Below are 14,122 nucleotides of genomic sequence, written 5' to 3'. Positions count from 1 at the left end.
TCCTGACTACTGGCTGACCGGGCAATGCAGCCGGGTCATCTGCACCCGCTTTGCAACGGGTCTACTGATCGTTACCGTGATGCTGACACATCTTTGCCTCGATGTCTGCATACGGCTTACCTGCCCGCGTGCCGGCGACGGCGGCGCGGAGAGCTGGCTATAGCGCCACGCGTCGCGCCACAGTTGACGGGTCTGGTTCAACTGGACAATTCCTTGCGCCATTCCGCGCTGATAGCCGCCCAGCGCGGTGACCGTCAGCACCATCAGCGCCATCGCCAGCACGGTCTCCGGCAGGCTAAACCCCCGCTGACGCTTCAGGGCATTTGACATAAGCTCGCCTCCCTGAGCGGGCAAAAATCGCTCCAGCCGTGGGCGGAAAAACGCACCTGCCCGCCGCGCACCTCGCCGGACTGCCAGACCTGCACCTCGCCGCTGGCGCTGCTGAGCACCAGTGAACCGTCGCCGAAGATACGCAGACAGGCGCGCCAGCCCTGCGGCGCCTGCTCCCGGCAGGCCAGCGCCACCTGCGCCGACCAGACCTGCTGTTTTCCCCACTGCAGCGCGGAATGGGCTATCGCCGTATCGCGGATCGCTTGCGTTTCGCTGGCGGTTTGCGCCAGCAGCGCCCGCTGCTTCAGGTTAAGCCCCTCGAGTAACAGGCTGCCGAGGGTCAGCAACAGGAGCACCATCAGCAGCGACGACATTCCACGCTGGCGGATCACAGGTTATACCCCGTCACCCGCTGCTCAACCTCGCTCGTCAGGCCCGTCTGTTGCGCGGAGCGCGCCGCCAGCGTCACGCTCAGCTCCGGCGCGAAGCCCGGGGTGACCTGACGTTGTACCGAGAAGCGCGTCACCACGATGGCGGCCGGGTTGGTGATTTTCTCCCATCCGCCGCCGCGGCAGTCGCTGGCCCCGCGCAGGGTCTCCAGCGCGCCGTCGTGCAGGCGAAAGCCGGTGCTCTCCGCCGCTGCCGCGGGGGAGGTTTCCCATCTCCCGTTGCTGTTCGCATCCCAGCGCACAATCAGACACTCGCCGCCAGCGGCTAGCTCCAGCCCGGCTCCGCCGCACGCTCCCCGGCAGTACCCGGCGCGCTGCAGATGTTTTCCCACGGCATGCACGCGCTGCCACAGCTCGTTCTCCAGGGCCAGCTGTTCGCCCTGGCGCAGAATATGACGCTGCAGGGCAGGCAGAAAGCGGCAGGCCCCCGTCAGCAGCAGCGAGCCGATGGCCATGGCGATAAGCGCCTCCGCCAGGGAAAATCCGCGGCGGCTCACTGACACCCTCCTGCGCTGTCGCTGCGGCATAAACGAATCCGCCCCCAGTGTGAGATCACAATGCTCCAGCTGCCGGCCGCGCTCTGCAGCCGCAGATTCCCCGCCCAGGCGGTGCTGCGCAGACCATAAAACCCCAGACCAGGCGTAACGCCAGCCAGCGTGATCCCCGGCCAGCGCGGGCGCAGCGTGAAGGATGTCCCCGAGGCGCAGTCAGGCCCCTCCCCCTCCGCGCTCAGGCACCAGCCCACTTCGTCCTGGCCGACGCGAAGCACGCGGTCCCGGTTGTAGGCGTTGGCGTCATCGCGCAGAAAGAGCAGAAAATCCCGCACCTGGACGGCGGTTTGCCACAGTCGTTGCTGCTGCTGCCAGCGCTGCCAGCCGTACAGGCCGCCGACGCTGAGGATCATCATCAGTGTCAGCGTTACCAGGGTTTCCATCAGGGTGTAGCCATGTTCTCTGTTCATGGCGTCGAGTATGCCGCGGCGATTGGCCCTGGCGCGACGACGGAAAATAGCTTTCCCGGCCAGATACGCAAAAAAGCTTTGCATACTCGACAGAAGAACATTTTTTTGCGAACGTCTACCCAACTTCGCCCACCGCAACCACCTGTGGCCTGGGGGGCAGGTGAAAACAACCTTCTCCCGGTGGTAACGGAAAGCGCTCCCATCGGGTGGTGCGAAGGGCATAAAAAAACCGGCGCCATCGGGCGCCGGTTAGTCATCTCTGCTGGGGGGTTAAATCGCCACCGGCGCTTTAATGCCCGGGTGCGGATCGTAACCTTCAATCTCGAAGTCTTCAAAGCGGTAGTCGAAGATCGACGCCGGCTTGCGTTTGATGACCAGCTTCGGCAGCGGACGCGGTTCGCGGCTTAGCTGCAGGTTGGTCTGCTCAAGATGGTTGCTGTACAGATGGGTGTCTCCGCCGGTCCAGACGAAATCACCGACCTGCAGATCGCACTGCTGCGCCACCATATGCACCAGCAGCGCGTAGCTGGCGATATTGAACGGCAGGCCGAGGAACACATCGCAGGAACGCTGATACAGCTGGCAGGAGAGCTTGCCGTCGGCGACGTAGAACTGGAAGAAGGCGTGGCACGGCGCCAGCGCCATTTTATCCAGCTCGCCGACGTTCCATGCCGAGACGATGATCCGGCGGGAGTCCGGGTCGTTTTTCAGCTGGTTCATCACCGTGCTGATCTGGTCGATATGGCGGCCGTCCGGCGCAGGCCAGGAACGCCACTGTTTGCCGTAGACCGGCCCCAGGTCGCCATTCTCATCCGCCCACTCGTCCCAGATGGTGACGTTGTTCTCGTGCAGATAGGCGATGTTGGTGTCGCCCTGCAGGAACCACAGCAGTTCATGGATGATGGAGCGTAAATGACAGCGCTTGGTGGTCACCAGCGGGAAGCCTTCCTGCAGGTTAAAACGCATCTGATGGCCGAAAATGGAGATCGTGCCAGTGCCGGTGCGGTCATTTTTTGGCGTGCCCTCGGTGAGCACTTTCTGCATCAAATCAAGATACTGTTTCATGGTTCCTCAAGAATTCTGTTGCTGCGGACGGTGGCGGTAAGCCCAAACCATCATAATGATACCCGCAAGCACCATCGGGATCGAAAGAATCTGCCCCATACTGATGTACTGCACCCAGCCGCCGGTGAACTGGGCGTCGGGCTGGCGGAAGAATTCCACGATGATGCGGAACAGGCCGTAGCCAATCAGGAACAGACCGGAAACGGAGCCGGTCGGGCGCGGTTTACGGATAAACAGGTTGAGGATCAGGAACAGTACCACGCCTTCCAGCGCCAGCTCGTACAGCTGCGACGCGTGACGCGGCAGCGCGCCGTAGGTATCGAACAGCGATTGCCATTCCGGATGCGTCGGCAGCAGCGCCAGGTCTTCGGCACGGGAGCCCGGGAAAATCATCGTGTAGTGGAAGCTCGGGTCTACGCGGCCCCACAGCTCGCCGTTGATAAAGTTGCCCAGACGCCCGGCGCCAAGACCAAACGGGATCAGCGGCGCGATAAAATCGGAGACCTGGAAGAAGGTGCGTTTGGTGCGTCTGGCGAAGATAATCATCACCAGGATCACGCCGATCAGGCCGCCGTGGAACGACATGCCGCCGTCCCAGACGCGGAACAGATACAGCGGATCGGCAAGAAATACCGGCAGGTTGTAAAACAGCACGTAGCCGATACGACCGCCCAGGAAGACGCCGAGGAAGCCCGCGTAGAGCAGGTTTTCCACTTCATTTTTCGTCCAGCCGCTGCCCGGACGATTCGCCCGACGGGTGGCCAGCCACATCGCAAAGACAAAGCCCACCAGGTACATCAAACCGTACCAGTGGAGGGAGACCGGGCCTAGAGAAAAAATGACCGGATCGAACTCCGGAAAATGCAGGTAGCCACTATTCATCTGTCACCATAAAGACTTGTTATTCCGCCGAAAGTGGACAGCGGTGATGATCCATACCCGAACAAAACGGGCACGCCGAAGGAGGCGAATCATAGCATAAGCCACAAGAGCGATCCGCGCCGAACGTGTAAAAGATATGTATACGGATGCTAACAGAATGCCGTTTTCCCGGCGGTACCCTACTTTGCCGGAGGGTGCGAGCAGAGGATCCCCGGGTTACGGCTTACGCCTCACCCGGGCTGGCGCTACCGCCCGCCGCGGATCAGGCCGCCGAGACCGCGACGCTCCATAAAGGCCGCCACCTGATGGCGCACCTCGGCGGTCATCTGCGCATCGAGGCTGCGACGCGACAGCTCCTGCGCCTCTTCGATATCAATGCGGCGCAGCAGATACTTCACCCTCGCCACCGAGCGGCCGTTCATCGACAGATGGCGGTAACCGAGGCCGATAAGGATCGTCACGCACATCGGGTCGCCCGCCATCTCGCCGCACAGGCGCAGATCGATGCCAAAGCGCTCCGCGTCATGGGCGATCATCGCCAGCGCACGCAATACCGCAGGATGCAGGCTGTCATACATGCTGGCGACCCGGGTATTGTTGCGGTCGACGGCCAGCAGGTACTGGGTCAGGTCGTTCGTCCCTACCGAGATAAAATCGATCCGGCTGGCCAGCTGCGGCAGCATAAAGACCATCGACGGGACCTCCAGCATCACCCCCAGGCGCGGACGCGGGATGGCGTAGCCGATCATCTCTTCCACTTCCCGGCTGGCGCGATCGATCAGCCGACGGGCCTCATCCACCTCCTCCAGACTGGTCACCATCGGCAGCAAAATGCTGAGGTTGCCGGTGGCGGCGTTGGCGCGCAGCATCGCCCGCACCTGGATCAAAAAGATCTCCGGCTGATCGAGGGTGATGCGGATCCCGCGCCAGCCGAGGCACGGGTTCTCTTCGCTGATCGGCATATACGGCAGTTGTTTATCCGCGCCGATGTCCAGGGTACGCAGGGTCACCGGTTTGCTGTTAAACATCTGCAGCATGCCCTGATACTGGGCGACCTGCTCCTCTTCTGAGGGGAAGCCGCTCTGCAGCATAAAGGGAATTTCGGTGCGGTAGAGGCCAATGCCGTCAACAAAGCTGCCGAGCTTCTCTTCGTGCTCCGGGCTTAAGCCGGCGTTGAGCATGACTTTCACCCGCTCGCCGCTTTTCAGCTCCGACGCGCGCTGGAGATCGTCCTCCGCCAGGCGGCTGAGTTCGTTCTCTTCGCTGATAAGGCGCTGATACTCCTGCAACAGGACAGGTTCAGGATCCACCAGCAGTTCACCGCGATAGCCATCGACAATCAGCGTATGGCCATGCAGCAGCGAGGGCTGAATATCGGCGCCCATCACCGTTGGGATGCCGAGGGCCCGCACCATAATAGCGGCATGGGAGTTGGCGGCGCCATCGCGCACCACCACGCCGGCCAGGCGATCCTGCGGCACTTCGGCGAGGGTGGTGGCCGACAGCTCGTCCGCCACGAGGATAATGCGCGCCGGCCAGGTGTTGGGCCCCTGAATACTGTCGTCGAGATGGAACAGCAGACGCTGGCCCAGGGTACGCAGATCGCCGGCCCGCTCTTTCAAATAGCCGTCGCTCAGCGCGGCAAACTGTTCGGCGAACTTCTCAATGATCTTTTTGACGGCCCACTCGGCGACGGCGCCTTTGTCAACTTCGGCAAACAGCTCGCGACGCAGGCGGGCGTCAGAGAGCAGGTGCGAGTAGAGATCGAAGATCGCCGCCGTCTCTTTTTGCGCCCCGGCGGCGTAGCGTTTGCTGTAGCGACGAAACTCGTTGGCCGCCTCTTCCAGCGCACCGGTCAGGCGTTCGCGTTCCGAGGCGGTGTCCAGCGTCGAGGCTTCATACACCTGCTCCATCAGCGGCAGGCTGACGTCCATCCAGCCCTCGGCGATCGCCACCCCGGAAGAGGCCGGCAGAGCGCGAATGCGCGTTTGACGATACTGGCCGAACAGGGCGTTCAGCTGGGACTGGGAGAGGATCGCCGCCATCTGGGTGGCGAGGGTGACGAGGAAAGACTCTTCGCTTTCATCAAACTGACGCAGCTCGCGCTGCTGGACCACCAGCACGCCCAGCAGCTGGCGGCGCTGAATGATCGGCACGCCAAGGAAGGCGCGGAAGCGGTCCTCTTTGACGGCGGGGATATATTTGAAGCTGGGGTGTTTTTGCGCATCGGCGAGGTTGATGGGTTCCGCCAGGCGGCCAACCAGCCCCACCAGGCCTTCATCGAACGCCAGCGCAACGGTGCGCCCGCGAGGTTTTTTTAACCCGCGGGTGGCCATCAGGTAATAGCAGCGTCGGTCATTGTCAGCCAGGTAAACCGAGCAGACTTCCGTCTCCATCGCCTGGCAGACATCCGTCACCAGAATATCCAGCGCCTCGTTTAAACGCGGCGCGCTCGCGACCTTCTCGACTATTTCTCGCAACCGAGTGAGCATAATGTGCGTGGCTTAACCTCTTTTACGTCGATAAGCAGGCGCGTTTTGCGGCTTAGGTGCGCTCTCCGCCAGCGACATGGTCACGCTGGCGAACTCTTTCATCACCCGGCGGTAGACGTCGCGCTTAAACGACACCACCTGGCGAACCGGGTACCAGTAACTCACCCAGCGCCAACCATCAAATTCAGGTGTACTGCTGGTTTGCATATTGATGTCCGCATCATTGCCGATCAACTGCAAAAGAAACCACTTTTGTTTCTGGCCGATACAAACCGGCTTTGTGTCCCAACGCACCAAACGTTTAGGCAACTTGTAACGCAGCCAGTTACGGGTTGAGGCCAGGATCCGCACATCTTTACGGCTTAACCCGACCTCTTCAAACAATTCCCGATACATCGCCTGCTCTGCGGATTCTCCTGGATTAATGCCCCCTTGCGGGAACTGCCACGAGTGCTGACCATAGCGCCGGGCCCACATCACCTGGCCCTGACGATTACAGATTACAATACCGACATTTGGGCGGTAGCCATCGTCATCAATCACCGGACTACCTCAAGATAAGCTTCAATGTGAATGATTGTTTCACACTCGCCGGAAACGGTAAACCACTCTGTTCGCACACTGAGAACGGATAACATTTGAATAACTCACAGTAATTGCCAGAGTTATAAACAATGAAAGCGCGTGACAGCCGATTTTATTCACTTTTTCTGTGGATAGAGTTGTGAAGAAGTACGGAATTAACCCGGGAAAACCCAGAGTAATCCGAACATCGCATCGCTAGCATCTGAAAATAATAGTATCATATTCATAAAGTTAGAATATATTCCTTTCACACATTACAGCATAACGTGACGATCATCACACATGCGATCCGCCGACTGATGAAAGATCGAGCAATGTCGATTTTATCCACAGATTACGCGCAGGCCACCGGCAGATTTTCTCTAAAAATTCGATTTTCGTCGCACGTCAAGGCTGTAAATCGAACCAGTAGTGAGTCTTTTCCCCAGTTATCCCACTTTTCTGTGGATAACATGGTGTAAGATCCTGTTTATTGTCAGTGACCAGTTCTGGAAAACCCGTTTACACCGTTTTCATAAGCCGTATGATGAGTTTAAAAAGCCATATAAATCATGAGATTGGTATAGTTACTCAGAAAACGGTAAACTCTATCCACAACGCGCAAAATTAGCGCTCACTTTTTAACCAAAGGTATTACCCTATGCCCGCTATCGCTCCGCTCGCCTCACCGCCGCAAAGTCAGGAGCAGCTGCTGGCCCAGGCCCGCCAGCTGGCCGGCTATTCGCTGGGCGAGCTGGCGGCGCTGGCGGGGATCCCCATTCCGCGCGATCTGAAGCGCGATAAAGGCTGGACGGGCATTCTGCTGGAGCTGTGGCTGGGCGCCAGCGCAGGCAGTAAACCCGAGCAGGATTTCGCCGCGCTGGGGGTCGAGCTCAAAACGATCCCCATCGACAGCCGGGGACGCCCGCTGGAGACCACCTTCGTCTGCGTCGCCCCGTTAACCGGCAATAGCGGCGTCACCTGGGAGAGCAGCCATGTACGGCATAAGCTGCAGCGCGTCCTGTGGATCCCGGTGGAGGGTGAACGCACCATCCCGCTGGCGGCGCGGCGCGTCGGCGCACCGCTGCTGTGGAGCCCGGACGAAGACGAGGAGCGCCAGCTGCGCATGGACTGGGAAGAGCTGATGGATCTCATTGTTCTCGGTGAGGTCGAGCGCATTACCGCCCGCCACGGCGAGGTGCTGCAGTTAAGACCGAAAGCCGCCAACAGCAAGGCGCTGACCGAAGCCATCGGCGCCCGCGGGGAGACAATCCTCACGCTGCCGCGCGGTTTCTATCTGAAAAAGAATTTTACCGCCGCTCTGCTTGCCCGCCATTTCTTGTTACAACACGATTAATTTTTTGTTCTGCGTTGGGGGTTGCATATAATTGCTGCTTTCTATTTTGCAGGACTTTGAACAATGTTATTTGCATGGATAACCGATCCTAACGCCTGGCTGGCGCTGGGCACATTGACGCTGCTGGAGATCGTGCTCGGGATCGACAATATTATTTTCCTCTCTCTGGTCGTGGCTAAGCTCCCCACCGCCCAGCGCGCCCATGCGCGCCGGATCGGTTTGATGGGCGCGATGGTCATGCGTCTGGCGCTGCTGGCCTCAATCGCCTGGGTCGTTAAGCTTACCAACCCGCTCTTTACCGTTTTCGGTCAGGAGATCTCGTTTCGCGATCTGATCTTGCTGCTCGGCGGGCTATTCCTTATCTGGAAAGCCAGTAAAGAGATCCATGAATCTATCGAAGGTGAAGAGGAGGGGCTGAAGACCAACGTCCACTCCTTCCTCGGCGCCATCGTGCAGATCATGCTGCTGGATATCATCTTTAGCCTCGATTCAGTGATCACCGCCGTCGGCCTGTCGGATCATCTGTTCATCATGATGGCGGCAGTGGTGATCGCGGTGGGGGTGATGATGTTCGCCGCGCGACCCATCGGCGATTTTGTTGACCGTCATCCTTCGGTGAAAATGCTGGCGCTGTCGTTTCTGATCCTCGTCGGCTTTACCCTGATGCTGGAAAGCTTCGACGTCCATGTGCCGAAGGGATACATCTATTTCGCCATGTTCTTCTCTATCGCGGTGGAGAGCCTTAACCTGCTGCGTAATAAGAAAAACCCGCTGTAAACCACAAAATTGCAGCCTGGTCACAGGCTGCAACCCTTTTTCAGACTTTACTGCTTTTTATGTCTCACAAATCAGGCTATTAATAGACGGGTATGGGGTGCAGCTACTGAAGAGGTGTTGACGATGAAGAAATGGGCAGTATTGATTTCCGCCGTAGGACTGGCGTTCTCGGTTTCCGGTTGCAGCAGCGATTACGTCATGGCGACCAAAGATGGGCGAATGATCCTGACCGACGGTAAACCTACCGTGGATGACGATACCGGTTTAATCAGTTACGAAGATCAGCAGGGTAATAAAATGCAGATCAATCGTGACGACGTTTCGCAAATCATTAAGCGTTAATCTTTCCCTGTCGGCCCCAGCTTCTGTTGACGCTGCGCTTACCGACCACCAGTCTTTTGAGAAGAGTCGGGATATACCAGGACGCCGCGGGTTTCACCCACCGCCCCTCCTCGTCACCCGGCTTTTTTGATTTTTTACTTCCTCTTTTTCTCACCCTCTGCCATGTTGATACTCCTTTGTCGGGGAATGCCTGACCTTATAAATAAAAAGGAAGCTGGCTATGCAGTATCACCGTATCCCACACAGTTCTCTTGAAATCAGCACCCTCGGGCTGGGAACCATGACTTTTGGCGAACAGAATAGCGAGGCCGATGCCCACCAGCAGCTCGATTACGCGGTTGCCAACGGCATCAACCTGATCGATGTCGCTGAAATGTACCCGGTCCCGCCGCGCCCGGAAACCCAGGGGCTGACTGAAACCTACGTCGGCAACTGGCTGGCGAAACGCGGCAATCGCGAAAAGCTGGTGCTCGCCTCGAAAGTCAGCGGGCCCGCGCGCAATAACGACAGCAGCATTCGGCCCAATCACGTCCTGGACCGCAAAAATATCCGCGAGGCGCTGCACGCCAGCCTGAAGCGGCTGCAGACCGATTATCTCGATTTATATCAGGTTCACTGGCCGCAGCGGCCAACCAACTGCTTTGGCAAGCTGGGCTATACCTGGGCCGACGCCGCGCCCGCCGTGACGCTGCTGGATACCCTCGAAGCGCTGACCGAGTTCCAGCGCGCCGGGAAGATCCGCTACATCGGCGTGTCGAACGAAACCGCCTTCGGCGTGATGCGTTATCTGCACCTGGCGGATAAGCACGACCTCCCGCGGATCGTGACTATTCAGAATCCTTACAGCCTGCTGAACCGCAGCTTTGAAGTCGGCCTCGCGGAAGTGAGTCAGTTCGAAGGCGTGGAGCTGCTGGCCTACTCTTGTCTGGCTTTCGGCACACTGACCGGCAAGTATCTCAACGGTGCGAAGCCGGCAGGGGCGCGCAATACGCTGTTCAGCCGCTTTACGCGCTACAGCAGCGAGCAGTCGCAGAAAGCGGTAGCGGCCTATGTGGATATCGCCAAACGCCACGGCCTCGATCCGGCGCAAATGGCGCTGGCCTTTGTGCGTCGGCAGCCGTTTGTCGCCAGCACCCTGCTGGGGGCGACGACCATGACGCAGCTGCAGGCCAACGTGGAAAGTTTGCAGCTTGAGCTGAGCGAAGAGGTATTAGCGGAGATTGAGGCGGTGCATCAGGTTTATACCTACCCGGCGCCGTAAGAAAGCAAAGCCCCGGGTAAGGCTTATACGCCTTACCCGGGCTACTGAAGAGCAGATATTGGCGACCCCCTCGCCCAGTCAAGCGCAGCGCAAGCCGGGAGGTTATTTACGCCGCCCCCAGACCCACAGCGCGGCAATGGCCACGGCGAATACCGCGCCAAAGCCTATCCCCACGGCGACCGGTGGAACGCCCACGCTCACCGCCAGGGAATAGAGCCCCAGCATCAGCAGCATCGCCACGTTCTCACCGAGGTTCTGTACCGCAATGGCGTTACCTGCCCCGACCGAATGTTTCCCACGCTCCTGCAGCAGCGCGTTCAGCGGTACGATAAAGAACCCGCCGAACACCCCGAGCAGCAGCAGCAGACCGAACGCCGGCAGCAGCGACTGCTGCACCGCAAAGGCTATCACCGCGATACCGATCAAAATCCCGGCCGGCATACAGCGCGACACCGTCTCCAGGGTCACCAGCTTCGCCGCCGCCCCGGCACCCAGCACAATCCCCACCGCCACCATCGCATTAAGATAGGTGGGCATGGCGTTGCTGGTAATGCCCAGCGCCACCGGCACCCAGATCACCAGCAGGAAACGCAGGGTCACGCCAGCGCCCCAGAACAGGCTGGTGCCCATCAGCGAAAAGCGGGTTTCGCCGTTGCGCCACAGCGTCCGGCAGGCGCTGAAGAAGCTGTGCGTCATTGGCTTAAAACGCCACGACTGCCCCGGACGCGCTGCCGGCAGCCTGGGTATCCACAGGTTAGCCACTACCGCCCCGCCGTAGACCAGCGCGCAGACGATCAGCGCCGCCAGCACGTGCCAGTCGGCGAGGATCCCGCCGGCCATGGAGCCCAGCAGGATCGCCGCGATGGTCGAGGACTCCATCAGTCCGTTAGCCTTCACTAACTTATCGCCGGTGGTGAGTTCGCCGAGAATGCCATACTTGGCCGGCGAATAGGCGGCGGCGCCAATCCCCACCAGCGTATAGCCGATAAACGGATTGACGCCGAAGCAGATGCAGCCGGCGCCGAGCAGTTTCAGGCCGTTGGCCACCATCATCACCCGGCCTTTGGCAAAGCTATCGGCGAACTGACCGACAAAGGGGGCAAAGAGGATGTAAGCGCCCACAAACAACATCTGCAGGACCGGCTGGCTCCACTCCGGATAATAGAGCTGCTTCATCAGCGCCAGGGTGGCGAAGAGAAGCGCATTGTCGCCGAAGGCCGACAGGAACTGGGCGCAGATCACCGCCAGCATCCCTTTCGAGTACAGCGAAGGGTTAGTATGTACTGACTCACTCATGGGTTGTTTCCGCCTCGTCGACCATATTTTTCAGGGTGACATAGTCTGGCTTGCCGCTGCCGAGCACCGGTAGCTGTTTCAGCCAGCGTATATCTCGCGGCACCGCCAGCTCCGGTACGCCGTGCTGGCGGGCGTAGCGCAGCAGGGCTTCACGAGTCAGTTCATTATCGGTGGTAAACAGCACCAGCGCCTCGCCTTTGCTGGCGTCCTGTTTAATCGCCGTGGCGTGCATTTTGTCCGGCGACGCGCCGAGGGCCACCTGCTCCACCATCTCGAGGGAGATCATCTCGCCGGCGATTTTGGCGAAGCGCTTCGCGCGGCCCTGAATGCGGACATAGCCCTGCTCGTCGAAGGTAACGATATCCCCGGTGTCATACCAGCCCGCTTCCATCTCGCCGTGCTGGTTTTCCGCCGCAGGCGCTTCCAGCACGCCGGGGTTTTCCACCCGCAGGTAGCCTTTCATGATGTTCGGCCCTTTCAGCTGCAGCCGCCCCCCTTGATCAATGCCTGGCATCGCCAGCAGGCGGGCGTCCATCCCCGGCAGGATGCGGCCCACGGTGCCGACCTTCGCCGCCATCGGCACGTTAATCGAGACCACCGGCGCGCACTCGGTCACGCCATAGCCTTCGAGAATGCGCAGGCCGAATTTATCCTGCCACAGCTGTTTGGTGCTCTCCTGCAGCTTCTCCGCCCCGGCGACCACGTAGCGCAGGCGGTAAAAATCGTACGGATTGGCGAAACGGGCATAGTTGGCGAGGAAGGTCGAAGTGCCGAACAGCACCGTACAGTTGCGATCGTAGACCAGCTCCGGCACCACGCGATAGTGCAGCGGGCTGGGATAGAGAAACACTTCCGCCCCGGTAAGCAGCGGCGTCAGCAGGCCGACGGTGAGGCCAAAAGAGTGGAACAGCGGCAGCGCCGACATAAAGCGGTCATTGGCGGTAAAGTCGGCGATAGTTTTGATCTGCTCGACGTTGGACAGCAGACTCTTATGGCTGTGCACCACCCCTTTCGGATTGCCCTCGGAACCGGAGGTGAAGAGGATCATCGCCGCGTCTTCCGGCTGCTGCTTAACCTGCGCCAGACGCGGCGCCAGCAGATGAGCAAAAATCCACAGTTTGTCAGCGAGGGTGATATCGCCTTTAAGATCTTCCAGGAATACCCAGCGCACCTGGGTCAGCTGCTCCGGCAGGTGCCAGAGTTTGCCTTTATCGAGGAAGGTGCGCGAGGTGAAAATGGTGTTGAGCTCCGCGGCGGCTATCGCGCTGCTGAGCCCTTTCACCCCGGCGGTATAGTTCATCATCGCCGGAATACGCCCGCGGGCGATAGCGCCGAAAATCACCGCCGCGCTGATGCCGGCGTTAGGCAGCATCAGGCCGATCTTCTCGCCCGGCTGGCTGTATTTTTCCAGAATGCGGGCGACAAACAGGGTTTTGGTCAGCAGCTTGCGATAGGTATCCGGCTGGAAGTTGATATCCTCCACGCAGGGTTTGCGCGCGCCGAAGCGGTCCTGCGCCGCCAGCAGCGACTCATACAGGGTTTCCCGCGGGCGCACCGCCATCCGGGCTTCCATCATGATCTGGTGCAGCATCTCCCCGGCGATCTTCCGCCGGTCGCGGGCGCGCGGCGCCTCGGGCATCGGCAGATGGGTGGGCGGCAGGAGATGCAGCTGAATACGCGGGAACAGGCGACGTTTCACCAGCCCCTTCAGCCGGCTGAAGGGCGTCAGTTCGGCGCCTTCAATACGCAGCGGCACAATGGTCGCCTGCGATTTGGCGGCGACAAAGGCGGCGCCGTCATAAATTTTCATCAGCGAGCCGCTGACCGAAATTCGCCCTTCCGGGAAAATAACCACCGGCCGCCCCTGCTCAATCAGGCGCACCAGATGTTTGATCGACATCGGCTTGGTCGGGTCCAGCGGCACAAAATCGATAATCGGCGTCAGCGCGCGCATAAACCAGCGCTGGCTGATTGAGGTATAGACCGCAAAAACCGGTCGGACCGGCAAAAACAGCGCCAGCAGAATGCCGTCGAGGAAAGAGACGTGGTTCGGGGTGATTAAGACCTTTTGCTGGTATAAAGCCTGCGTGTCGCCGGTCAGTCTGACCCGGTATAACCCCTTGAACAGCAGTCTGAAAAATCCCAAAAGCATAACAACTCCATGTGACCGGTTGATGAGTCAAAGCAGGTTACACGAGAAGGCATGGGAAAGCAGTGCAGCGGGGGATTTTCGGAATAAAAAAAACCTGCGCATCCGCGCAGGTCGGTGTAAGACGTTCAGTACGAAGAGCGTACCTGAGAAACTCACCTATCAATACCTCTGGGATCTCGATTGTCACGTTTTTT

The 14,122-nt window shown here is 59.5% G+C and carries 15 protein-coding genes; 5 read left to right on the top strand and 10 right to left on the bottom strand.

What is annotated here, in order from left to right; genetic code table 11:
• Positions 1 to 6: 6 nt before the first annotated feature.
• From KHQ23_RS11880 to rppH, 8 genes are all read right to left on the bottom strand, one after another.
• Positions 7 to 330, bottom strand: coding sequence for a prepilin-type N-terminal cleavage/methylation domain-containing protein (locus tag KHQ23_RS11880; RefSeq protein ID WP_002915888.1), 324 nt, complete (start codon positions 328 to 330; stop codon positions 7 to 9).
• The gene (locus KHQ23_RS11875; RefSeq protein WP_032435014.1) at positions 315 to 722 is read right to left on the bottom strand and encodes a DUF2509 family protein; all 408 of its coding nucleotides are present in this window, start codon (positions 720 to 722) and stop codon (positions 315 to 317) included. The genes KHQ23_RS11880 and KHQ23_RS11875 overlap by 16 nt, the downstream gene beginning before the upstream one ends.
• A complete protein-coding gene (locus KHQ23_RS11870; RefSeq protein WP_211777050.1) occupies positions 719 to 1,276 on the bottom strand; it encodes a prepilin peptidase-dependent protein in 558 nt (185 codons plus the stop codon). Before KHQ23_RS11870 ends, KHQ23_RS11875 begins: the two co-directional genes overlap by 4 nt.
• Entirely contained in the window at positions 1,273 to 1,824 is a 552-nt protein-coding gene (locus tag KHQ23_RS11865; protein ID WP_002915932.1) for a prepilin peptidase-dependent protein, read from the bottom strand. The genes KHQ23_RS11870 and KHQ23_RS11865 overlap by 4 nt, the downstream gene beginning before the upstream one ends.
• A 186-nt stretch (positions 1,825 to 2,010) precedes the next feature.
• Positions 2,011 to 2,805, bottom strand: coding sequence for a thymidylate synthase (gene thyA / locus KHQ23_RS11860; RefSeq protein WP_002915933.1), 795 nt, complete (start codon positions 2,803 to 2,805; stop codon positions 2,011 to 2,013).
• Positions 2,806 to 2,811: 6 nt separating this feature from the next.
• Complete coding sequence (gene lgt / locus KHQ23_RS11855) at positions 2,812 to 3,687, bottom strand: prolipoprotein diacylglyceryl transferase (RefSeq protein WP_002915934.1); 876 nt, start codon at positions 3,685 to 3,687, stop codon at positions 2,812 to 2,814.
• Between the two features lie 245 nt (positions 3,688 to 3,932).
• Positions 3,933 to 6,179 carry a phosphoenolpyruvate--protein phosphotransferase gene (gene ptsP, locus KHQ23_RS11850; RefSeq protein WP_002915935.1) on the bottom strand — a complete coding sequence of 749 codons (2,247 nt, stop codon included), beginning with the start codon at positions 6,177 to 6,179 and terminating at the stop codon, positions 3,933 to 3,935.
• Between the two features lie 12 nt (positions 6,180 to 6,191).
• On the bottom strand, positions 6,192 to 6,722 hold the full coding sequence (rppH, locus tag KHQ23_RS11845) for an RNA pyrophosphohydrolase (protein ID WP_002915936.1): 531 nt from the start codon (positions 6,720 to 6,722) through the stop codon (positions 6,192 to 6,194).
• Positions 6,723 to 7,175: 453 nt separating this feature from the next.
• Here rppH and KHQ23_RS11840 point away from each other — a divergent pair, with 453 nt between their 5' ends.
• The 5 genes from KHQ23_RS11840 (at position 7,176) to KHQ23_RS11820 (ending at position 10,480) form a co-directional block, all read left to right on the top strand.
• Positions 7,176 to 7,319 (top strand): hypothetical protein, encoded by a 144-nt coding sequence (locus KHQ23_RS11840; protein ID WP_072277557.1) that lies wholly within the window; start codon positions 7,176 to 7,178, stop codon positions 7,317 to 7,319.
• 85 nt (positions 7,320 to 7,404) lie between these two features.
• On the top strand, positions 7,405 to 8,100 hold the full coding sequence (gene mutH, locus KHQ23_RS11835) for a DNA mismatch repair endonuclease MutH (RefSeq protein ID WP_004143967.1): 696 nt from the start codon (positions 7,405 to 7,407) through the stop codon (positions 8,098 to 8,100).
• Between the two features lie 63 nt (positions 8,101 to 8,163).
• A complete protein-coding gene (locus tag KHQ23_RS11830) occupies positions 8,164 to 8,877 on the top strand; it encodes a TerC family protein (protein ID WP_002915973.1) in 714 nt (237 codons plus the stop codon).
• Between the two features lie 123 nt (positions 8,878 to 9,000).
• A complete protein-coding gene (locus KHQ23_RS11825) occupies positions 9,001 to 9,219 on the top strand; it encodes a YgdI/YgdR family lipoprotein (protein WP_002915974.1) in 219 nt (72 codons plus the stop codon).
• Positions 9,220 to 9,439: 220 nt separating this feature from the next.
• On the top strand, positions 9,440 to 10,480 hold the full coding sequence (locus KHQ23_RS11820; protein ID WP_002915975.1) for an NADP(H)-dependent aldo-keto reductase: 1,041 nt from the start codon (positions 9,440 to 9,442) through the stop codon (positions 10,478 to 10,480).
• Positions 10,481 to 10,582: 102 nt separating this feature from the next.
• On the opposite strand, the gene lplT is transcribed toward KHQ23_RS11820, so the two are convergent.
• Together lplT and aas are read right to left on the bottom strand one after the other, a co-directional pair.
• Positions 10,583 to 11,776 (bottom strand): lysophospholipid transporter LplT, encoded by a 1,194-nt coding sequence (lplT, locus tag KHQ23_RS11815; protein WP_002915976.1) that lies wholly within the window; start codon positions 11,774 to 11,776, stop codon positions 10,583 to 10,585.
• Complete coding sequence (gene aas, locus KHQ23_RS11810) at positions 11,769 to 13,928, bottom strand: bifunctional acyl-ACP--phospholipid O-acyltransferase/long-chain-fatty-acid--ACP ligase (protein WP_002915977.1); 2,160 nt, start codon at positions 13,926 to 13,928, stop codon at positions 11,769 to 11,771. Before aas ends, lplT begins: the two co-directional genes overlap by 8 nt.
• Positions 13,929 to 14,122 lie beyond the last annotated feature (194 nt).

The sequence above is a fragment of the Klebsiella sp. 64 genome, assembly GCF_018223915.1.
GTDB lineage: Bacteria > Pseudomonadota > Gammaproteobacteria > Enterobacterales > Enterobacteriaceae > Klebsiella > Klebsiella pneumoniae.
This window is presented reverse-complemented; position numbering and strand designations above follow the sequence as displayed.